This is a genomic window from Paenibacillus stellifer (assembly GCF_000758685.1).
Taxonomy (GTDB): Bacteria; Bacillota; Bacilli; order Paenibacillales; family Paenibacillaceae; genus Paenibacillus_AQ; species Paenibacillus_AQ stellifer.
In genome coordinates, this window is the sequence record NZ_CP009286.1 from 1,367,254 (window position 1) to 1,389,691 (window position 22,438).

A 22,438-nucleotide genomic window follows, 5' to 3' on the forward strand; every position below is an offset into this window, starting at 1 on the left:
GAGCGGATTGGTTACAATAATCGGAGGAATGGATAAGCGGTTACATGAGGAACAGGGAGAGAGGCATCGGATGACAGAGCAGACGGAGAAGCGTCTGAATGTCGGCATTTTTGCGCATGTGGACGCCGGCAAGACGACGACAACCGAGCATATTTTATATGAAAGTGGAAGGATACGTTCGCTCGGAAGCGTGGATGAGGGGACGGCCCTCACCGATTCCATGGACGTGGAGAGGCAGCGCGGTATTTCGGTGCGGTCGGCGTTCATTTCTTTGGCCTGGAAGGGCATGAAGGTGAATCTGGTCGATACGCCGGGGCATGTCGATTTCATGTCCGAGGTGGAGCGGAGCCTGCGGGTGATGGACTGCGCGGTGCTGATTCTGTCGGCCGCCGAGGGCGTGCAGGCGCAGAGCGAGATGATCTGGGGGGCGCTGCGGAAGCTGAATATACCCACCCTGATCTTCATGAATAAAATGGACCGGATCGGCGCGGATCACGAAGCTGTGCTGGATCAGGCCCGTTCTTACCTGTCCGGCAGCATCGTGCCGGTTCAGCTTCCGCTCGGCAGCGGACAGGAGTACCGGGGCGCGGCCGACACCTGGGCGGAGGAGCCGGGAGCGCCGGCGCTGACGGAGCTGATCGAGGCGATGGCGGAGCGGGATGAAGAGCTGCTGGAGCTGTACATGTCGGGCGAAGAACCGAAGCCTGCCGATTGGAAAAAGCATATGGCCGAACGTACGGCCGACTGCCGCCTCTTCCCGCTGGTCTATGGAGCGGCGGCCAAAGGGCTCGGCATCCGGGAGCTGCTGGACGCCATGACCGATTATTTTCCGTCGGCTGGTGGTGAGCCTGCCGCACCGCTGTCGGGCGTCGTGTTCAACATCCAGCGGGACCCCGCCATGGGGCGGATGGCGTACGTCCGGCTGTACAGCGGCTCCATCCGGAACCGGGACCTGGTGACGAATCATACGCGCGGCCTTCAGGAGAAGGCGACCCAGATTCGCAAGGTCGAAGGCGGGCGGGCCGAGGATATCGGCATGCTGGAGGCCGGAGACATCGGCGTCGTCTACGGGCTGGCCGGCGCGCGGGTCGGCGACTGCCTCGGCTCGCCGGATGCCGTTCCCGAGGAAGCGAGGCTTGCCATGCCGCTGCTGACGGTCCGCATCCACTGGGATGCCGGGACCGACGATCAGCGCGTCATCGCGGCCGTCCAGGAACTGGCCGACGAGGACCCGCTGCTGGACGCCCAGTGGCTGCAGGAGGAGCGGGAGCTGCACATCAAGGTGATGGGCCCGATCCAGCTTGAGGTGCTGAGCAGCGTGCTGGATACCCGGTTCGGGCTGAAGGTCACCTTCGGCAAGCCGTCGGTGATCTACAAAGAGACGCCCCGGCAGGCGGGCGAAGGCTTCATCGCCTATACGATGCCGAAGCCGTGCTGGGCGGTTCTGAGATTCCTCATCGAGCCAGGCCCGCCTGGAAGCGGGCTGCGGTATGAATCGGTCGTGCGAAGCTCCGACCTGCTGCCGCAGTATCAGAATGAGACGGCAAGACGTGTGCCGGAAGCGCTGCAGCAGGGACTGCACGGGTGGGAGGTAACCGACCTCAAGGTGACACTGGTGGAGGGCCAGCATCATGTGTGGCATACCCACCCGCTGGATTTTGCCGTGGCGACGCCGATGGGCATCATGGACGGGCTGGCGCGGACCGGCACGAAGCTGCTGGAGCCGGTGCTGCGGGTGCGCATCGCGGTGCCCGAGGAGAACGGCGGCCGCGTCATGAACGACCTCGCGCAGATGCGCGGCAGCTTCCAGCCACCGGTGCTGCTGGACGGCCGCATGATCATCGAAGGCCGCGTGCCGCTGGCGACCTCGCTGGAGTATCCGCAGGAGCTCAGCTCTTTTACCAAAGGGCGCAGCACCTTCACCTCATTCTTCGACGGCTACGAGGAATGCCCGCCCGACGTGACCGCCGAGCGTACGCGCCGGGGCGTGAACCCGCTGGATCAGGCGAAGTATATCCTGAGCGTGCGCAAGGCGCTGCAGGGGTGAGACGAAGATGGATGGGGCCTAGTACATATTATGTATCGGGAGAGGGTGCGCCGCTCGTTGAGATGGGCCATTGGTGCGAACCCCAAGCGCCCATGAAATTTCCGGGGGATTCGCACCTCTTGCGGGATAAGGGATTTTGCGTTATTTTGAGTAAAAGGCGGCCTTAAATCCGGTCCGTTCGGCGGGGTTCGCACTATAGCGCTTCCAAATGCCCGCCGGGTAAGGCGGGAGAGTGGGGGCTGTCGCACCCCGTGTGGGTGCGTGGATTGAAATCCTCCATATCCAGTATTCAGGATTGCGGTACAAGAATGTCGCACCCCGTGTGGGTGCGTGGATTGAAATTTATCGACCTTGCAGTGTCTTGATACCGGAAATCGTCGCACCCCGTGTGGGTGCGTGGATTGAAATCGATACACCCTTTACGGGATGCTTCGTAAACACAGTCGCACCCCGTGTGGGTGCGTGGATTGAAATATCTGTCGGTATCGGTTTGATCAGCATGTTCGGTCGCACCCCGTGTGGGTGCGTGGATTGAAATATTCCGCTACTTGGAGAATTCCTGTCCGTACAGTGTCGCACCCCGTGTGGGTGCGTGGATTGAAATCTCTTCCGCGAGGAACAAACGTCATTCGGCAGCGGAAGTCGCACCCCGTGTGGGTGCGTGGATTGAAATCATTCAAAACGGTTGATGCAGGAAGCGCGCTATCCGGTCGCACCCCGTGTGGGTGCGTGGATTGAAATTTGTTGTCCGGCTTGGCTGTCGGCCCGAGAACGGGTCGCACCCCGTGTGGGTGCGTGGATTGAAATAGTCCGTTGTTTAGCGCTATATTTCCGGGATATAGTCGCACCCCGTGTGGGTGCGTGGATTGAAATATGTCATACCCGGAATCAACAAGAACGAAATCACCGGGTCGCACCCCGTGTGGGTGCGTGGATTGAAATGCTCCGCCTCGGATTGCTTTCATCAGCGCGGTGGTCGCACCCCGTGTGGGTGCGTGGATTGAAATCAAAAGCCGTCCCTACTTCGGATAGGGCACTTCCGTCGCACCCCGTGTGGGTGCGTGGATTGAAATTCCCTCCCCGTCCGCAGGAAACGACGCGTTTTTGTCGCACCCCGTGTGGGTGCGTGGATTGAAATTTTCGATGGATAGCTGCCGCTATATCCTCTGGCTGTCGTCGCACCCCGTGTGGGTGCGTGGATTGAAATCGAAAGTCCGCTTGACCTCCAAGGTTCGTCTGCTGTCGCACCCCGTGTGGGTGCGTGGATTGAAATCACACTGGCGGTTGCAGGACCCGGCGAACAGACGGTCGCACCCCGTGTGGGTGCGTGGATTGAAATCACAATGCCACGTCCTCCGCGCTGCGGCTGATGGTGTCGCACCCCGTGTGGGTGCGTGGATTGAAATCTTTTGACCCGCATGACGGGCAGTTCGTCGTCCTCGTCGCACCCCGTGTGGGTGCGTGGATTGAAATCTGATAACGAGCTTGGAGAGACTTGTGTAGCACTTGTCGCACCCCGTGTGGGTGCGTGGATTGAAATTTTGATGTCTGCATGGCGATATATGGCGATGGCGTCGCACCCCGTGTGGGTGCGTGGATTGAAATGAGTGGCGACATGCCTAGCCAGTCCCGGACCTCGTTGTCGCACCCCGTGTGGGTGCGTGGATTGAAATATAAGCAACAATGTGCAGAATAGTACAAATAAATGGCGTCGCACCCCGTGTGGGTGCGTGGATTGAAATTTATTTTGGAGGAATGCAGATGTCCGAGTTAACAATGTCGCACCCCTATGTGGGTGCGTGGATTGAAATCGCTTGCCGGTTGCCTTCTTGTAGGGCGGCTGCTCGTCGCACCCCTATGTGGGTGCGTGGATTGAAATGATTTTCGCGCCGTCAGCGATTGCAGCAGCGGTTGGTCGCACCCCTATGTGGGTGCGTGGATTGAAATATGTAATACATAGTGCCTCCTAATCTGCAAAACTGGTCGCACCCCTATGTGGGTGCGTAGATTGAAATATAAGTTGTCCAATTTCAAACAGATTGAAATTGAACGTCGCACCCCTATGTGGGTGCGTGGATTGAAATCTTTTGCTCTGGTCGGAATTTAGTTTGCTTAGTTTGTCGCACCCCTATGTTGGTGCGTGGATTGAAATACCACGTTAACAGCGTGTAAAATCTTATCATCGTCGCACCCCTATGTGGGTGCGTGGATTGAAATTCATAGTGCTTGTCCGTCCCTCGGTACACGACGGGTCGCACCCCGTGCGGGTGCGTGGATTGAAATAGTAGCCATACAGACACTCCTTTACTTGAACAGGTCGCACCCCGTGCGGGTGCGTGGATTGAAATCCAAGCTCTTACCATTACTTTCTTCATCGTCTTTGTCGCACCCCGTGTGGGTGCGTGGATTGAAATTTCAAGGAGACGACTCGGATGAGTCGGATTGGGGTCGCACCCTTCGGGGGTGCGTGGATTGAAATTGAAACAGACTCTGTGTACTCGGCATCGAAGGATCGTCGCACCCTATGTGGGTGCGTGGATTGTAATGGGCGGAGTGTGATGGTAAGCTTCGAATGGATGGCTGGTCGCACCCCATTCGGGTGCGTGGATTGAAATATTTCCGTCACAATAAACGTCTTCATGGTTTCAGTCACACCCCGTGTGAGTGCGTGGATTGTAATACGTAATCACGGGCGGGATTTTGAGGACCTTATCGGGTCGTACCCCGTGTGGGTGCGTGAATTGAAATAATGCGGATCAGTTCGTTGGTCAACACACAACGGAGTCGCACCCTTCGCAGTTACATGGATTGAAATATTATGTAGTTCAATGACGTTTATGTTCAAATTAAATTCACTCAAAAAATGATTGTGTATTTATGAGGTTTCCTGCACATTTCTATAAAAGTAGGGGTTTCTACTACAACTTCATGTAGTGTTGAGCTCCCGTCTCTGAAATGCTCAACGTAAATGGAAGATTTCGGATTTTGACGCATTCTCGCAATGCTATCAGGTAGAGTAAGACCTGTTTTGACGGCATGAAATAGTGTTACGTCTTTGCTCAAGTAGGAGATCGGAGGAGTTTGTGGAACCGACAAAGCTAAGTTTGGAGAATTTGCTTCTCTCAGTAATCTATTTTTCAAAGAAATAACGCAAAAATCGCTTGTTGCAATAGAAATATTAGAAATCTCATTTCGGTAATGAGAGAGTAAGAGGAAGGCTAAAGTAAGTATGGAAACCTCACCAGCATTTTTCTTTGTAATCAAAGTTTCTGTTTGTCTGGTAAGGAATCCATTTTCATAATATAAGTCTATCCAATCGTCAGGCAAATCTTCTGCTGGAACATTTCTGTATTGATTAAAAAACCTTTGAGACTCACTAAAAGGAGATGCTACACGGAACAATTCCATCAATCTTTTGTCTTGATAACCAATCATCGGCAAATAATCTTCAACCTCATCAATATAATAAAGCGCAGTTGGAATTGCCGAAACATATTGAAGTTTACCAGTATGATGTGCATATTCAGCATGTACCCAACCAGGAATTAAAACTATATCGTATGGCTGAAATAGAATGCTTTGAGGTAAAACATCACTGTACTGATAGAGAAATTGGATGTTTCCTGTGTCTAATATTAATATCCTTACATTCGTCTTCCCTCTTAGTTCACCCTCAATGTCCCGATAACTACCCATCATACCTCTCCTTTAGTTCTCTCTGAACATTCTTGTATTTTGCCTCCCATTCTTTTACCACCTTCAAGTTATCCTGGAATAACTCTACATCTGGATGTTGTGCGATTTTACTTTTAATGGCATTTATGATCGAATTGAGGTTTGTCACATATGAAGGTTTAATCAGATTGTCATCCAAAGCATACTCCTGAAAAACAGCTCTCCAATCTTGAATAGTATATTGTTTGTCAAAATACAGATTGATTGTATGTTGGAGTTGTTCATTCTGATTCTTTTTAGCGATCTGATACAATTGAATAAGAACCGCTTTATATGGAGCCTTAAATGATTTCATACAATGGGCAATTTTAACGATGAAATCATCGTACTCCAAGGAGTAGAAGTAGTCATGTAGATCAGAGTACCCGAAAATCATTTGGCTGGCAAAATAGTCTGCTTTACGTTCATTCAGATCAAATTCGGTTGAAATTTCATAGTTTTCATCATTGTGGATACTGATTTCCTCACGCTCAGTCAGGTGATAGATCTCATGCCAATAGATAAAGTATTGGTAGATCCTCGGCTGTGCAGTATTGATAATTGGAACAACTTTGTCACTATGAAACTTCCGAATAGCACCGCCCCAATTGTCGTCAGGGATGGGGATTTCGACGAGATTGTGTTCTTTTAAAATACTTAAAGCTTGTTCTTCAATAGGAAGGGACTTCCATTTAATTAATCTTCTTTCAATGAATCGGATATGTTCTTGAACCTGCCGATCAATTCGCTCATTTCGAAGAATGGTTTCATCTAAAATCTCACCTATTATTCTCACCTATTCATTGTTCCTCCTTTCATTAAACATACATGGAGTAGATATCAAGTACGTTATCTAAACCTTCTAATAAATCTTTGACTTGTTCACTTCTTTCTTCACCAATACCATGATCCGAGTAGGCATAAGTAAGTGGAAGGGATTGTGATGTTACTTCTTGTGTTGTAATAAAGTAGTCTGCTGGCAAATTAAATGTCTCATTGATCTTTGCGATTTGTGCGTTAAACGTAGTTGGATTGGGACTCTCAGCTTTAAGGATTTGATCAATTGTTGGTCGTGAAATACCTGTCAGAATTGAAAATGATTTTTTGGAATATCCCTTTAACCTAATAAATGAAAGTAAGTTTCTTGCAATCACTTTTCGCTGCTCAAAAAAAACGATGTTCATACCACACCTCTTTTCCTCCCACTATAAATTAATAAAATCTCTTGTTTACTCACTCTTTCTCGGATTTTCACTCATTGACAGATCGAGAGATGGAGAATTCATGTAAGGATGACATTATTTTCTGGAGGAGCCGGTGGCGGGAATAGAGGTCGGGGGATTATTTCCAACCCTTAGATAATTCCTCTGATCGCACCTTGGATATCCACACCTTCTTTTGACGGCTTACCCTCCCATGTCACGCTGGGTCTTAGCCCTTACATTCCTTCGTTCTGCCTCTCAAAAGGTGGACGCCGTTTCTTGCTCCTTTACAGGGTCGTTGCCCTTATGGAATAATTCCTACGGCTGCTCCGTGCTTCCGTTGTCTTGGCTCATTCCGGTCCGGCGGTAAACATGAATTCGGTTTGGCTTAAGCTGCCATCTGTAACTGAGCCTGACGCACCGGCCCTAACACGTCGTTTGCGTTGTACGGAACCTGCTTGGTTCCGAGCGTATGAAGCACGCGAATGAGCTTCCCACACAAGGCTACAAGGGATTGCTTTTTCTTGAGCGGATTTTGACTTCGCTTGGTGAAATACTGGTGCAGTGCCTTAAACTCGGCGTTCTTTGCCACCATGGGCATCACCGCCCGGAACAGCAGCGCCCTTAGGCGTGCGCGTCCACGTTTAGTAATACTGGATTTGCCCTTTTTCTTTCCCGAACTGTTCTCCTTGAGGTTTAGTCCGGCGAGCCGAATAATCTGCTGTCCATGCTCGTAACCGCTCAGATCCCCGACTTCGGCGAGAAACCCTGCCAACGTAACTACGGCTACGCCCGGAACGGTAAGCATCTCTTTCGTTCCCGGAATTTGAGCAAGGAGACGTTCCACCTCGGCCAGAATCTCTTCGAGTTGTCTGGCGAACATCTCATACTGCTCCAGAAGCGTCTTGATCTCCACTTTCGCTCCGGGAAGTCCTTCCGTAAGCCCGATGGAACGCCTCGCCGTTTCCATGAGGTGCAGCGCTCGTTTCGCCCCTACGGCTCGTTTTACGTCTTTTTTCCACCGCTGGACAATGGCCTCTGTGCCCATCTCTACGATTTCTCCTGGCGTTGGAAACTCGCTAAGCGTAATGCGTGATGCCTTGCCTTCCCAGTCTTTGAAGACCTGCGTGTACTCCGGAAAAAAGCGGTCCAGCCAGTTCTGCACCCGTCTTTGCACCTGTCCGAAGTTCACCATGATCTTCTCCCGAAGATTCATGAGAATCCGCAGGTCGGCGTAAACGCTCGTTGGCAGTTTGGGCTCGCTGTACTTCCCGTTTCGCACCAAATCGGCAATGACCTTGGCATCTTTATAGTCATTTTTCGTGGGTGAATTGTCTTCCAGTTCTTTGCTTTTGTGTACGTGATGCGGATTCACAATGACCAAAGGAATGCCCTGCCGCCCTAAATATTCCGCCAGCGTAAACCAGTAGTGTCCGGTGGGCTCAATACCGAAGAGGACGTCACTCTTGGCATGCTCCTGCTGAAGCTCCTTCATCCACTGAACCAGTTGCTCGAGTCCGGCACGGGTATTAGAGAACACACAATCCTTACCCAGTTCGATCCCTCGAAAGTCTATGGCGCGAGCCACATGGGTATCTTTGGCGATATCTGCGCCGACCACGAGGGTATTTTCGGAAATTCGGGTGATTCGTTGATTCTGTTTCTTCGATTGTTTATACTTCATGATAGAGTGCCTCCTATGCTGAAATTGTTCTTTGGTCGGAACGTTTCCCAGTATACAGAAGGCGCTTTTTTCATTCAAACCTCAGATTAATTCATTACAGGAATGGCTCTTTATAGTCAACATTATACCCGTCTTTATGCAGGGTTGTAAAATTTATTTTTACATTTTGTAAAAACTTTACTAGTGTATGCAGAATGGATATAAAATATACCTGCCGAGAATTGAAAGGCCGTAACGCTATTGATCCGGATAAGGCCATTTGGGGAACTGGATCATTACCAGCCTCCTGGAGTTTTATAATTTTGGAATTACTTTCCGATAAGAGTTAAGTGGGGCGTTATAACTTGAAAGAACCTAACCTCTGGGCAATACGCCTCGGGGACAATATGCAGAAAGAAGGGTGATCCAATGAACATAACAAACTCCACCTCCATCCTGAACCTTAATTTGTACAAACTAAACCAGCAAACTGAAAGACCCACGCTGCAAACTGCAACCGGCCAGTCCCATCCGGAAAAATTGCAGGACATACTGGAAATCAGCGACGCAGCCCGCAAAATTGCAGCAGACATTGATCATGAGGTCGTGCAAATCCCCGATATTGACAGACCGAAAGGCGCACCAGACGACTATGTGAAGACCAGCGATCTGATGAAGCAGGTTGACAGTAAGAGCTATGATCAAATGAATGATTATTTTAAACAAAATGATAAGTTATCCGGCTTAAGCCTCCTAATCAAATTTGCTCAACAAATCCGGAGTGGATTGAACAATACAAATCGGGCATAGTCTCTTCATCTGAAGAAGCCTAAACTGCCAACTGCGCAGGATAGATGGTTGGGTATTAGTGCGAACCCCAAGCTCCCATAAAAATCCCGGGAGATTCGCACCTCTTGCGGGACAAGGTTTTTTGCGATATTTTGAGTAAAAGGCAGCCTTGAAACTGGATCGTTCGGCGAGGTTCGCACTGGAGCGCTTCCAAATGCCCGCCGGGTAAGGTGGGAAGTTGGGCGCTGTCGCACCCCACGCGGGTGCGTGGATTGAAATACTTCTGTTCATGAGAATAAGCCCGGCTCAATCGGTGTCGCACCCCACGCGGGTGCGTGGATTGAAATCGTTGATTACGCGGAGGGGTTGGCGCTTGATTATGCGTCGCACCCCACGCGGGTGCGTGGATTGAAATCGCGAGAATGGCCGCATATTTGACCGCGATTGGCTGTCGCACCCCACGCGGGTGCGTGGATTGAAATGATAAGGCCCGTCGTAGCGTCCGGAGCATCGTCGTGGTCGCACCCCACGCGGGTGCGTGGATTGAAATAAGACTTACAAGGAGCTGCCGCGCGACCCGGACAGTCGCACCCCACGCGGGTGCGTGGATTGAAATCACGTGAAACATTTGTCGAAGGTTCCGGGGTTTTGATGTCGCACCCCACGCGGGTGCGTGGATTGAAATAAAAAATCGTGAATATCCCCGGCATCGGGGCAGCGTCGCACCCCACGCGGGTGCGTGGATTGAAATTCTCGTCCGAATCGGGTATTCCCCAGCAGGGCCTGTGTCGCACCCCACGCGGGTGCGTGGATTGAAATCCAGTCTTGTTCGTCGTACCAAAAATAGTCTCCGTAGTCGCACCCCACGCGGGTGCGTGGATTGAAATCTCAACCTCAAATTTGTCTACACTTGGACGTCCAGGTCGCACCCCACGCGGGTGCGTGGATTGAAATTCCAGAAACTGATGGAAGGCAAATACCAACGAGGTCGCACCCCACGCGGGTGCGTGGATTGAAATATCAGGACAGAGGCAGTCCGGGTTGACTCGTTGACCGTCGCACCCCACGCGGGTGCGTGGATTGAAATATATGCAAAGCTCCTTTATTGTTTGGTCCTCCCAGTCGCACCCCACGCGGGTGCGTGGATTGAAATCGCCAAAAAGAGCGAACACCCTGGATGCCGTATGGGTCGCACCCCACGCGGGTGCGTGGATTGAAATAGATCCGGTATCACCGGGAGCAAATGGCCTACTGGTCGCACCCCACGCGGGTGCGTGGATTGAAATTCACATTACTAATTTCATTATTTACCGGGAGAGTAAGTCGCACCCCACGCGGGTGCGTGGATTGAAATTTTTTGTCCTCCCCTAAATTAATGTTAATGGACTGGTCGCACCCCACGCGGGTGCGTGGATTGAAATGCCAAAAATACTGCGGCTCGTCAACAAGAGAAAGTCGCACCCCACGCGGGTGCGTGGATTGAAATATATGGATATTTATTGTTTATTACTCATATCAGGGTCGCACCCCACGCGGGTGCGTGGATTGAAATGATTTGTCTTCAAGGATGATTACTTCTGCCTTCCAGTCGCACCCCACGCGGGTGCGTGGATTGAAATAAAAAAGTCTTAAATATTGTCAAATAGATCACGTCGCACCCCACGCGGGTGCGTGGATTGAAATCCGGTGTGGTTAACATAAATGGTGATCCGGTGCCCGTCGCACCCCACGCGGGTGCGTGGATTGAAATAGCGAATCGCTGAACCAGCTCCGGCCCAGCTTCCCTCGCACCCCACGCGGGTGCGTGGATTGAAATTCCTATGACGGTAGCTCCTACTATGACAACAGCTCGTCGCACCCTGTGCGGGTGCGTGGATTGAAATTAATGCCTGTTTCGCGGCTGCGCGTTCATCCTCTGGTCGCACCCTGTGTGGGTGCGTGGATTGAAATCGCCTCGATGCCGGTCAACACCGCGACAACCTCTGTCGCACCCTACGCGGGTGCGTGGATTAAAATAACGAATAGTGGAGCACGCGCAATTGGCCCTGCTGCGATCGCACCCCATTTGGGTGCGTAGATTGATTTTAATAACCCCTTAATAATCATTAGCCTAAAGGCGCAGAAGATCATTGAGAATCCCTCAATGGTCTTCTATTTTTCACGTCAATATATTGTTAGCGGCATGTTGGCAGTTGACCCAAGCCCCGGCGGCAACCAGCTCCTTCAAAGTTATGGAGAATCCTCGTAGTTCGTCAAGTTACCCTAAAGAATACCCTCAACAGTCACTCATCCTCATAGTAAGGAGCGTAAATTGTTACAATTATGTGTTTTTGGGCGAATTAAATAAATTTATGTAAATTTGATAAAGGAATGCAGGGGTATTTGGAGAATTTATACAAAATACTCATTACTTTATACCTATGAGGGAGGAGAAATGGACTATTCAGAGAGTGACGACTATACTGCGCATATTAGAGAAAGCGACAAGCAAGTACAGACCGTCAAAGATCATCTGCTGGAAGTGCGGGACCTGGCAAGAGCTTATGGAGATCCGTTAGGGATAGGTCATATTGCTGGGCTTGCAGGTCTGCTGCATGATTCGGGGAAGTATGCGGATAAATTTCGGGACTATCTAGTAGCAGCTGTGAATAATCCTGATGCACCGCCCAGAAGAGGAAGTGTCGATCATTCGACTGCTGGCGGGAAGTTACTGTTTGATTTATTGCATAACCCTTCCGCTGACAGTGCGGGAAGAGAGGACCATGTTCTAAAAATGGTTCTGGCTGAAGTCGTAGGGAACGCTATTATTTCGCATCATTCCTACTTACAGGATTTCTTGAATCCGGAATCGGAATCCAACTACCTGCAGCGTGTCCGTGACAAGCCTCCTGAAGAAATTGAGTTTGACCAAGTAAAAGTCCGTTTTTTCAAATGGGTTATATCCGTGGCCGATTTTCAACAGTATGTTAATCAGGCCGCGAGTGAGTTGAAGACCTATCTGGACAAGGACATGTCCGTCACTTATGAACAGAAGTTAATGTACTTGACGAAGCTCATCTTCAGCATGTTAATTGACGCCGACCGGACCAACACACGCTGTTATGAACAAGGATATCCAGATGAAGCAGTAGATGAGCAGAAATTATTCAAGCAATACCGCCGCAGGTTGCATGCCCATATCGAATCTCTCGGAAAAGGTAATCATGCTTCAAGTCCTGTAAATCGACTAAGACGCGAAATGTCGGATCAGTGTGAGCAATTCGCGTTGAAGCCATCGGGGATCTACACGCTCTCCATCCCGACGGGCGGCGGGAAAACATTGGCCAGTTTGAGATATGCATTGGCGCATGCGGAACTTGCCGGCAAGAAACGAATCATCTATGTAGTCCCATACACAACGATCATTGAACAGAATGCGGAAGAAGTGCGTCGGATTCTCAAGGATAATGTGAATATTCTGGAGCATCATTCGAATGTTGCGGATGAGGGTTCGAACGAGACTGATGAGCAGGAAGACGGCCTAATGAACATGCGACAGAAGTTGAAGTTAGCCCGAGACAATTGGGATTCCCCCATCATTTTTACGACTATGGTACAGTTTCTGAATGTGTTCTATGCAGACGGAAGCAGGAACATCCGCAGACTTCATCGTTTAAGCGAGTCGGTTCTTATTTTCGATGAAGTACAAAAGGTTCCCGTTCATTGCGTCTCGCTGTTCAATCAGGCGGTGAATTTCCTTAGAACCTACGCTAAATCCAGCATTGTGTTGTGCACTGCGACTCAGCCGGAATTGGATTACGTCAAGCATAAGTTGAATATCGAGGCGGAAGCCGAGATGATCGCTAACCTGGAACATGTTATCGAAGCGTTCAAACGGGTTGAGATTATCGATTATGCCACAGAAGAACAATTCGATACCAATAGGCTCGCCGCATTTGTAATGAGCCGGGTTCAAGAGATATCAAGCGTGCTGGTCATCCTGAATACCAAGACAGTCGTCAACCGACTATATCGCCAATTGATAGACTATCACTTACCTGCATCTGTCTACCATTTAAGCACTTCGATGTGCCCTGCGCACCGTAAATCCATCCTATCAGAAGTCAAAGACCGTCTTGATAACAAAAGTCCTGTCATTTGCATCAGCACCCAGTTAATTGAAGCCGGTGTCGATGTAAGCTTCGCATGCGTGATCCGTTCTATGGCCGGACTGGATTCGATCGCTCAGGCTGCCGGCAGATGCAATCGGCACGGTGAAGATAAAATCCGCTGCATGTATGTAATAGACCATGAAGAAGAGAATCTGAAGCATCTCCCGGAAATTCGAAAAGGCAAAGAGATCACTCGTAAGATTCTGATCGACATGAAGGGCGATGCCAGAGCTCATGGTGGGAATCTTCTGTCTGTCGCGGCGATGGAGAAGTATTTCAGGGAATTTTACACCGAGTTTGAATCAAGGCTGAATTATCCGGTCCCCGGCCTTAATAAGGACATGACCGCTCTGTTGCATGCAGCCAGGAAAGATAACGGATATCTTCAATATTATCAGGCCCAATACGGCAAGCCCCTGCCTTTGTTCTTGGCGAACTGCTACAAGACTGCGGCCGAGAATTTTCATGTAATAGATGATCATACGAATCCGGTTATCGTTCCTTATGAAGAGGGACAGGACATCATTGCAGAGCTTAACGGACAATCTTCGATCGGTGATCTTACCAGTCTGCTGCGCAAAGCTCAGCATTACACAATCAATGTGTACAAGCACGAGCTTGAAGAATTAAGCCGAAACAATGGACTGGTCTCCTTTCTGGATGGGAAAGTGTTGGTCTTGAAAGAGGGGGCGTATAACGGGGAGTATGGACTGAACCTGGAGAATGATAGTTCGTTGGATTTGTATTTATACTAGGCCCTGCGAAAGGAGGAAATTTCTTGAGAAATTCAATTGAATTCAGACTTTATGGAAAATATGCCTTGTTCACTGACCCGCTAACCAAGCTTGGCGGCGAGAAGCTGACTTACAGCGTGCCGACTTATCAGGCATTGAAAGGGATTGTAGAGTCCATATATTGGAAACCGACCCTTGTCTATATTGTAGACGAAGTGCGTGTCATTAACGCGATACGGATGGAGTCCAAAGGCGTCCGACCACTTGATTACGGCGGTGGCAACACCCTTGCCAACTATACGTATTTGAAGGAGCCTTGTTATGAAGTTCGGGCTCACTTTGAATTCAACCTGAATCGCCCGGAATTGGAGCATGACCGTAACGAACATAAGCATCACAACATCCTGAGACGTTCTTTGAATGCCGGAGGACGTCGAGATATTTTCCTTGGAGCCAGAGAATGCCAGGGATATGTGGAGCCTTGCGAGTTCGGTCAGGAGCCAGGTTTCTATGACGGTTACGGAGAGCTGCATCTTGGAAATATGCTGCATGGCATTAATTATCCGGATGAAACCGGAAGCGATGCGATGGAAGTCCGGCTGTGGAATCCGGTAATGAAGGATGGAATTATACGTTTTATTCGGCCGGAGGAATGCAAGCAGGTTCGCCGGATTCGGGAGATGATGCCCAGATCATTTTGTGCAGATGATGTGAGGACGGCTGACGAATTGCTGGCGGAGATGAATGCGGGGGAGAAATCATGAGCTGGCTGTTAAATCTTTATGAGACTTATGAAGCAAATCTGGACCGTGTCGGCATTATCGAGTATACCGGCAACAACCGGGAATATACGCTGCTCCCTGTCTCCCACACGACGCAGAATGCGCATATCACGGTTGAGATTACGGAAGATGGTCATTTTCATTCAGCGTCAGTGATTGACAAGAGTGATGCCAGCACGTTGATCCCATGTACAGAGGTTTCATCCAGTCGTGCAGGTTCAATAGTCGCTCCTTATCCGCTGCATGACAAACTGAGCTATGTTGCAGGCGATTTCGTCGCCTATGGCGGCAAGATCAAGAAGGAGGAGCCATTCGAGGCATATATCAAACAGTTGGAAGCATGGGCGGGTTCCCTGTATGCCTGCAATAAATTGAAAAGCATCTATACCTACTTAAGCAAACGTCAGCTTATCCAGGATTTGGTGGCGCACAAGATTTTGTTCCTTGATGCCAAAGGCCATCTGATAGAGAAGTGGGAGAAGCAGCATGAAGTCTTACACGGAGAGAAACCGCCTATCTTCTCGGTAATCGCCGGGGAACAGGAGAGTGCTTTTATCCGCTTCAATGTATATTCTCCTACACAAGAGCTGGCGAAGGTATGGAAAGACGCTGACATGTATAGTTCGTTCGTGAACTATTACAGTCATTTATTGGGTGAAGAAGATTATTGCTATGTAACCGGCAAGCTGTTGCCGGGTACGGATCGGCATGCAAACAAGATCAGAAACGCGGCGGACAAGGCCAAGCTGATCTCGGCCAATGACACGAGCGGTTTCACATTTCGTGGGCGCTTTACCCAGAGCGGCGATGCGGCGAGTATCAGCTATGAAGTTTCGCAGAAAGCCCATAATGCGCTGAAATGGCTTATTAATCGACAGGCGAAAATCATAGACCAGCGGGTATTTCTCATTTGGGGCAATGACAATCCAGATGTTGCTGATCCTATGGAAGATTCATTCTCCTTCGAGTTTGATTTCGACCCTACCGCAGACGCGGTCCAAGAGAAAAAGAGCTATACCCACGAAGACTATGCGCGTCAGTTCGCCAGAGCGTTAGGCGGGTACAAGAATTCACTCGCATCCGGGTATCAATCCGAAGTGAATATTCTTGTTCTGGATTCTGCAACCACCGGGCGTATGGCTGTTCTCTACTATCGTAATCTGGACAAGCAGCTCTACCTCCAGAAGCTGATCGATTGGCACACCACCTGTGTCTGGCTTCACCGATATCGGAAGGATGAGCAAGGTAATCCCGTAGTATTCTACGGTGCGCCGGCAACGAAGGACATTGCCTTCGCAGCTTATGGCCCGAACGCAAATGAAAAAGTGGTTAAAGGCTTGATGGAGCGTATGCTCCCTTGCATTATAGACGGTCTGAAGATACCGCAGGATATCGTAAGGAGCGCAATCCATCGGGCATCCAACCCGGTATCCATGGATAAATGGGAGTGGGAGAAGACACTCAGCATTACATGCGCTCTGATCAATAGACAGGAGGAGAGATATGGTATGGCTTTAGATATAGAGATTAATGATCGCGATTATTTGTTTGGACGCTTGCTTGCTATTGCCGACGTTCTTGAGAGATGGGCTCTGGACAATGATGAGAAACGCTCGACAAATGCGATCCGTTATATGAATGCTTTCTCCAAGCACCCTGCGAGAACCTGGCAGACCATTCAAAGCTGTTTACAGCCGCATCAGGCCAGACTTGGTGCGAAGTCGGGTTATCTTTCCAGCCTTATAGATGAAGTTGCATCAAGAATCCCGATCGGGGAATTTAACAACAAGCCTCTGTCAGGAAAATACTTGTTAGGCTACTACAGCCAACGCCATGAGTTGTACCAGAAGAAGGACAAGGAACAAAACCAGGAATCCGTATCCCAATCTAACTAATAAGGAGAAATTATCATGACAGTATTGGATCATAAAATCGACTTTGCCGTTGTCTTGTCCGTAAAGAATGCAAATCCCAATGGAGATCCGCTTAACGGAAATCGTCCGCGGCAAAATTATGACGGCCATGGAGAAATCTCGGATGTGGCCTTGAAGCGCAAAATTCGCAATCGTCTGCAGGATATGGGCGAATCCATTTTTGTCCAATCCAATGATCGAAAGTCCGATGAATTTGGCAGCTTGAGAGAGCGGGCGGATGCCAACCCTGAACTGAGTGCAATTTTGAAATCCAAAGCGGGTTCGAGCGATGATTTTGCCCGGATTGCTTGCCTGGAATGGATTGATGTACGTAGCTTCGGGCAAGTGTTCGCATTCAAAGCTGATAAGGGCGCCGGAGTATCTGTCGGTGTGAGAGGGCCTGTATCTATCCATACTGCTACAAGCGTAACTCCTATTGATATTACCAGTATGCAGATTACCAAGAGCGTGAATTCCGAACCGGGAAAGGACCGGGGATCAGATACGATGGGGATGAAGCATCGCGTCGATTTTGGCGTCTACACCTTCTATGGCAGCATTAACACACAATTGGCAGAGAAGACGGGCTTCACGAATGAAGATGCGGAAAAAATCAAACAAGCCCTCCTCTCCTTATTCGAGAATGATGTTTCTTCGGCCAGACCGGATGGTAGCATGGAGATTCATAAAGTGTACTGGTGGGAACATAATTCCAAACTGGGACAATATTCATCAGCGAAAGTGCATCGTCTGCTTACAGTCAATTCCAAAATTGATGAGCCGAGAGGGCTTGATGATTACGATATCACGCTGGATGAACTGGAAGGGCTCAAGGTTGAGGTTATAGATGGTCTATGAAGATGACGATGAGTTAATGATCTCAGGTATTCAACATTTTCACTTCTGCAAGCGTCAGTGGGCACTAATTCATATCGAACAGCAGTGGGAGGAGAATGTCCGTACAATTGAAGGACAGCATTTGCACCGGAATGCGGATCAGCCATTTACCAGAGAAAAGAGAGGCGAAAAGCTCGTTGTCCGGGCAATGCCGGTGAATTCGAGAGAGCTCGGCGTTACGGGTGTTTGTGATGTGGTAGAGTTTATCCGAGACGACAGAGGTGTCGCCATTCAGGGGGCTGAGGGCAAATATTTGCCCTTCCCCATTGAATACAAACGGGGAAAACCGAAGCTGGATGATACGGATGTATTGCAGCTAACAGCGCAGGCGATGTGTCTGGAAGAGATGCTGCTATGCGAGGTGACGCTGGGCTATATTTTCTACAACGAGATCAGGCATCGCATCGAAGTTCCGCTGACTCACGACCTGAAATCCGAGGTTACTTCCATTGTCGGAGAAATGCAAGACTACTACCGCCGCAGATATACCCCTAGAGTGAAGACAGGGCCGTTCTGCAAAAGCTGTTCACTCCTGCATATATGCTTGCCCAAGCTGATGAATAAACAGTCTGTCAAAAGTTATGTCGAGGGGAAAATCAGGGAATGAAGAAGCTTCTTAATACCTTATATATCACGCAACCGGCTGTTTATTTGTCCCTTGACGGGGATAATATTGTGCTTCTGAAAGAGCAGGAACAATTGGGCAGATTTCCGCTTCACAATCTTGAATCCATTGTATCTTTTGGCTATACGGGAGCCAGTCCGGCGTTAATGGGCTACTGTGCTGACCGTAATATTTCCTTATTGTTTTTAACCCTGAATGGCAGGTTTCTGGCAAGAGTCATCGGACAAAGCAAGGGCAATGTTGTGCTTCGCAAGAAGCAGTATATTCTCTCCGAGAATGAGAAGCAGTCGGCCCAAATCTCCCGTAATTTCATTACAGGCAAGATCTATAATCAGAAGTGGATGCTGGAGCGGATGACCAGAGATTATCCCTTACGCGTAGATGTTGAGCAATTCAAAGCGACCTCGCAGATGCTCTCATCTGTTCTTCTCGATGTTCGGGAATGCGAGCAGCTGGAAAGATTAAGAGGTCTTGAGGGACAGGCGGCGATCCATTATAACCGGTTGTTTAATCAAATGATTTTGCAGCAAAATGAAGATTTCTACTTTCACTCCCGCTCCCGTAGACCGCCGCTGGACAATGTAAATGCTATGTTGTCACTTGCGTACACCTTGCTTGCCCATGATACTGCATCTGCACTAGAGGCTGTCGGATTAGATGCCTATGTCGGCTTTCTGCACCGGGATCGTCCGGGAAGAGCGTCATTGGCTCTTGATTTGATGGAGGAACTGCGTGGCGTATTTGCAGACAAGTTCGTTCTGTCTTTGATCAACAAGAAGCTGGTGAATAAAGATGATTTTCTTCTAAAGGAGAACGGCGCCGTATTGATGACCGATGAAGCAAGAAAGAAATTTCTTGCCGCCTGGCAGTCTAAGAAGCAGGAAAGCATCACACATCCCTATCTGGGCGAAAAAATCTCCTGGGGTCTTGTTCCGCATGCACAAGCTTTGCTGTTGGCTCGTCATTTACGCAATGATCTGGACGAGTATCCCCCGTTCTTATGGAAGTAGGTGAGATCAATGCTGGTCTTAATTACGTATGATGTAAGCACCACCAGTCCTACCGGCCAGAGCAGGTTAAGAAAAGTCTCGAAGATATGCCAAAACTACGGCCAACGTGTCCAGAATTCGGTGTTTGAATGTGTTGTTGATGCGGCTCAATTCGCAGCTCTTAAGATCGAATTGACCGAAGCCATCAATATGGCCGAAGACAGCCTGAGGTTCTATCAATTAGGTAATAATTACAAAAACAAAGTTGAGCATGTAGGCGTTAAAGAATCAATTGATCTTGAAGGTCCATTAATTCTTTAGTGCGAATGTATAGCTCACATAAAATCCCCGGGAGATTCGCACCTGATTTGTTACATTTATTGGTATTTAATTAGGTTGAGAGCGAAGATTATAAGGAATATGGAGAAAAATGTGAGTGCGTTATAGCCCATACCAAGGGATTAATACCTTATTATGGTTATAATTCGCTTCGCACCCCGTGCGGGTGCGTGGATTGAAATAAATACTCGTCTCTTGTCAGTTGCATACCATACTATCGTCGCACCCCGTGCGGGTGCGTGGATTGAAATAAGTACCATGAACAGACGTTTCCGACGCACCGGGGTCGCACCCCGTGCGGGTGCGTGGATTGAAATAGGTAATGGTCGCTTGTATCTGCGAAGCAATAACGGTCGCACCCCGTGCGGGTGCGTGGATTGAAATGTAGCTGCGTCAAGCGTGTCCTTTGCGCCCTTGGTCGCACCCCGTGCGGGTGCGTGGATTGAAATTGTCATGGCTTGATTCAGACGGACGAGGAGCTGCGTCGCACCCCGTGCGGGTGCGTGGATTGAAATATGAATCCGACGTGCATAGTAGCACGGAGTGCGAAGTCGCACCCCGTGCGGGTGCGTGGATTGAAATGACACCCACCATTTCACAGGTCATATCATCATTACGTCGCACCCCGTGCGGGTGCGTGGATTGAAATATCAGCGAACCGTTGCTGTTTCTCTCTGAGTGCCGTCGCACCCCGTGCGGGTGCGTGGATTGAAATGTCTCCAGTCTCGGTAATCAGATCGACGATCATCGTCGCACCCCGTGCGGGTGCGTGGATTGAAATATCTGCTCCGAAGACGAATAGCCAACAGGGAAATGTCGCACCCCGTGCGGGTGCGTGGATTGAAATACCAAACTTGGTCCAGGTGAGTTCCGGGAGCAGCCGTCGCACCCCGTGCGGGTGCGTGGATTGAAATTCCACGAAATCCACCTCACTTAAATAGGATGAGCAGTCGCACCCCGTGCGGGTGCGTGGATTGAAATCAATGGTTTACTTGTACGCCGGGTCTGGTCTTGCAGTCGCACCCCGTGCGGGTGCGTGGATTGAAATAATAACCTACCAACATGAATGTAGGCTTGATCTAGTCGCACCCCGTGCGGGTGCGTGGATTGAAATCTACTGCCCTTGATTCCAGTGTAGCATTATGCAAGGTCGCACCCCGTGCGGGTGCGTGGATTGAAATCAATAGCTAGGAGACTCATATGACTAAAGAGAAAGTCGCACCCCGTGCGGGTGCGTGGATTGAAATTCGTCCTTAAGCGCGTCCTGCTGCGATTCAAGTGTCGCACCCCGTGCGGGTGCGTGGATTGAAATGACCTTCGAACGCCAGCGAGCGAGCCGGATTTCCAGTCGCACCCCGTGCGGGTGCGTGGATTGAAATTTTTACGAATACTGAATCGAAAAATCCATCATCGTCGCACCCCGTGCGGGTGCGTGGATTGAAATCCCCATAGTTATAGTAATGTTCAAAAGGCAAAGCATGTCGCACCCCGTGCGGGTGCGTGGATTGAAATTCCAGATGACGATGAATATTTAATTGTTGATGAAAGTCGCACCCCGTGCGGGTGCGTGGATTGAAATCTGATTGGCCGAAGGCCCACGCTCGACAGCATAAGCGTCGCACCCCGTGCGGGTGCGTGGATTGAAATTTCGACAAAGCTATCCAGGAGCTGCTGGCCGCGTCGCACCCCGTGCGGGTGCGTGGATTGAAATCCATAGACAAACTTGAGCATGTCCACTCGCCGATCGTCGCACCCCGTGCGGGTGCGTGGATTGAAATCCTTACCGAAATGACCAAGGCGAATCAGGATCAGGTCGCACCCCGTGCGGGTGCGTGGATTGAAATTATGCGACTCCGGACATTATGTCAGTTGACTCCCGGTCGCACCCCGTGCGGGTGCGTGGATTGAAATTTTAGATCGTTGTACCAGCTCACGATGCCCTCAGCTCGTCGCACCCCGTGCGGGTGCGTGGATTGAAATACGAGTTGGAAGCAAGGAAAATACACGCCTAAGCGTCGCACCCCGTGCGGGTGCGTGGATTGAAATAAGTGGAACGAGGATCAAGTTAGGCTGCCGGAAGTGTCGCACCCTGTGCGGGTGCGTGGATTGAAATCGCGATATTTCCAACAAACCCACCAGCTCATGTGGTCCTATCCCCACGCAAGCGTGTAACATCGGGTACAGGAATGCAAAAAACAGATACCTGGGAAATCCTTTGCTTTCAGTACTTTTCGGGTTTTCCGAAAGTCACAAAAAATGGCGCAGATTTCAAAAATGAGGGTTGGAATTGCTAAACCTTGGTTTTGAGAGTGTACAGACATATACAAGGGCAAGAGCGTCCTTAATCGGACGTTCTTTTCTATTGCTTTGATTTGAATTTGGTTGAAAAGAATCCATATCGACTGTTATGTTCAGAGCAAATTGGAGAAGAATTTTGTAGAGGAGCATGGTCAAGAATACACCCTCAATACATATCGACTGGACTAACATAGCTAGAAAATTCAAGGGTGGTATCCTAAGAAAATAAGTTTCCAGAGGTTTGAAGCGCAGAGAACTAGACAAAGTGGAAATGAAGTCGAGCCTCAAAAGTACG

At 49.7% G+C, this 22,438-nt stretch carries 13 protein-coding genes and 3 CRISPR repeat arrays; of the genes, 9 read left to right on the top strand and 4 right to left on the bottom strand.

From position 1 onward, the window contains the following. The first annotated feature begins 70 nt into the window (after window positions 1–70). The gene (locus PSTEL_RS06215) at window positions 71–2,047 is read left to right on the top strand and encodes a GTP-binding protein (RefSeq protein ID WP_038694233.1); all 1,977 of its coding nucleotides are present in this window, start codon (window positions 71–73) and stop codon (window positions 2,045–2,047) included. 241 nt (window positions 2,048–2,288) lie between these two features. After that, a CRISPR array of direct repeats spans window positions 2,289–3,790; the repeat unit is 32 nt; unit sequence GTCGCACCCCGTGTGGGTGCGTGGATTGAAAT. A gap of 1,113 nt (window positions 3,791–4,903) precedes the next feature. Here the strand turns inward: PSTEL_RS06215 and PSTEL_RS06220 are convergent. The 4 genes from PSTEL_RS06220 to PSTEL_RS06235 all read right to left on the bottom strand — a co-directional run bounded on the left by PSTEL_RS06220 (window position 4,904) and on the right by PSTEL_RS06235 (window position 8,647). Next, window positions 4,904–5,746 carry a hypothetical protein gene (locus PSTEL_RS06220; RefSeq protein WP_156995802.1) on the bottom strand — a complete coding sequence of 281 codons (843 nt, stop codon included), beginning with the start codon at window positions 5,744–5,746 and terminating at the stop codon, window positions 4,904–4,906. Then, window positions 5,736–6,557 (bottom strand): ImmA/IrrE family metallo-endopeptidase, encoded by an 822-nt coding sequence (locus tag PSTEL_RS06225; protein ID WP_052098229.1) that lies wholly within the window; start codon window positions 6,555–6,557, stop codon window positions 5,736–5,738. The genes PSTEL_RS06220 and PSTEL_RS06225 overlap by 11 nt, the downstream gene beginning before the upstream one ends. A 22-nt stretch (window positions 6,558–6,579) precedes the next feature. Continuing rightward, window positions 6,580–6,945: a helix-turn-helix domain-containing protein gene (locus tag PSTEL_RS06230; RefSeq protein WP_038694236.1), complete on the bottom strand. Its 366-nt coding sequence runs from the start codon at window positions 6,943–6,945 to the stop codon at window positions 6,580–6,582. Window positions 6,946–7,351: 406 nt separating this feature from the next. Beyond that, window positions 7,352–8,647, bottom strand: coding sequence for an IS110 family RNA-guided transposase (locus tag PSTEL_RS06235; protein ID WP_038692930.1), 1,296 nt, complete (start codon window positions 8,645–8,647; stop codon window positions 7,352–7,354). Window positions 8,648–9,055: 408 nt separating this feature from the next. Here PSTEL_RS06235 and PSTEL_RS06240 point away from each other — a divergent pair, with 408 nt between their 5' ends. The 8 genes from PSTEL_RS06240 to cas2 all read left to right on the top strand — a co-directional run bounded on the left by PSTEL_RS06240 (window position 9,056) and on the right by cas2 (window position 19,827). Further along, window positions 9,056–9,436, top strand: a complete 381-nt coding sequence (locus PSTEL_RS06240; protein WP_038694238.1) for a hypothetical protein — start codon at window positions 9,056–9,058, stop codon at window positions 9,434–9,436. A 226-nt stretch (window positions 9,437–9,662) separates the two neighbouring features. Then, window positions 9,663–11,431: a CRISPR direct-repeat array (repeat unit 32 nt; unit sequence GTCGCACCCCACGCGGGTGCGTGGATTGAAAT). Window positions 11,432–11,849: 418 nt separating this feature from the next. Then, window positions 11,850–14,321 carry a CRISPR-associated helicase/endonuclease Cas3 gene (locus PSTEL_RS06245; RefSeq protein WP_038694240.1) on the top strand — a complete coding sequence of 824 codons (2,472 nt, stop codon included), beginning with the start codon at window positions 11,850–11,852 and terminating at the stop codon, window positions 14,319–14,321. 23 nt (window positions 14,322–14,344) lie between these two features. Next, window positions 14,345–15,064: a type I-C CRISPR-associated protein Cas5c gene (gene cas5c / locus PSTEL_RS06250; protein WP_038694242.1), complete on the top strand. Its 720-nt coding sequence runs from the start codon at window positions 14,345–14,347 to the stop codon at window positions 15,062–15,064. Then, window positions 15,061–16,977, top strand: coding sequence for a type I-C CRISPR-associated protein Cas8c/Csd1 (gene cas8c / locus PSTEL_RS06255; protein ID WP_038694244.1), 1,917 nt, complete (start codon window positions 15,061–15,063; stop codon window positions 16,975–16,977). The genes cas5c and cas8c overlap by 4 nt, the downstream gene beginning before the upstream one ends. A gap of 15 nt (window positions 16,978–16,992) precedes the next feature. Beyond that, window positions 16,993–17,853 (top strand): type I-C CRISPR-associated protein Cas7/Csd2, encoded by an 861-nt coding sequence (gene cas7c / locus PSTEL_RS06260; RefSeq protein WP_038694246.1) that lies wholly within the window; start codon window positions 16,993–16,995, stop codon window positions 17,851–17,853. Next, window positions 17,843–18,499 (top strand): CRISPR-associated protein Cas4, encoded by a 657-nt coding sequence (cas4, locus tag PSTEL_RS06265; protein WP_038694248.1) that lies wholly within the window; start codon window positions 17,843–17,845, stop codon window positions 18,497–18,499. Before cas7c ends, cas4 begins: the two co-directional genes overlap by 11 nt. After that, window positions 18,496–19,527, top strand: a complete 1,032-nt coding sequence (gene cas1c / locus PSTEL_RS06270) for a type I-C CRISPR-associated endonuclease Cas1c (RefSeq protein WP_038694250.1) — start codon at window positions 18,496–18,498, stop codon at window positions 19,525–19,527. Before cas4 ends, cas1c begins: the two co-directional genes overlap by 4 nt. Before the next feature lie 9 nt (window positions 19,528–19,536). Beyond that, window positions 19,537–19,827 (top strand): CRISPR-associated endonuclease Cas2, encoded by a 291-nt coding sequence (cas2, locus tag PSTEL_RS06275; RefSeq protein ID WP_038694252.1) that lies wholly within the window; start codon window positions 19,537–19,539, stop codon window positions 19,825–19,827. Between the two features lie 168 nt (window positions 19,828–19,995). Then, window positions 19,996–21,958: a CRISPR direct-repeat array (repeat unit 32 nt; unit sequence GTCGCACCCCGTGCGGGTGCGTGGATTGAAAT). Window positions 21,959–22,438: the final 480 nt, after the last annotated feature.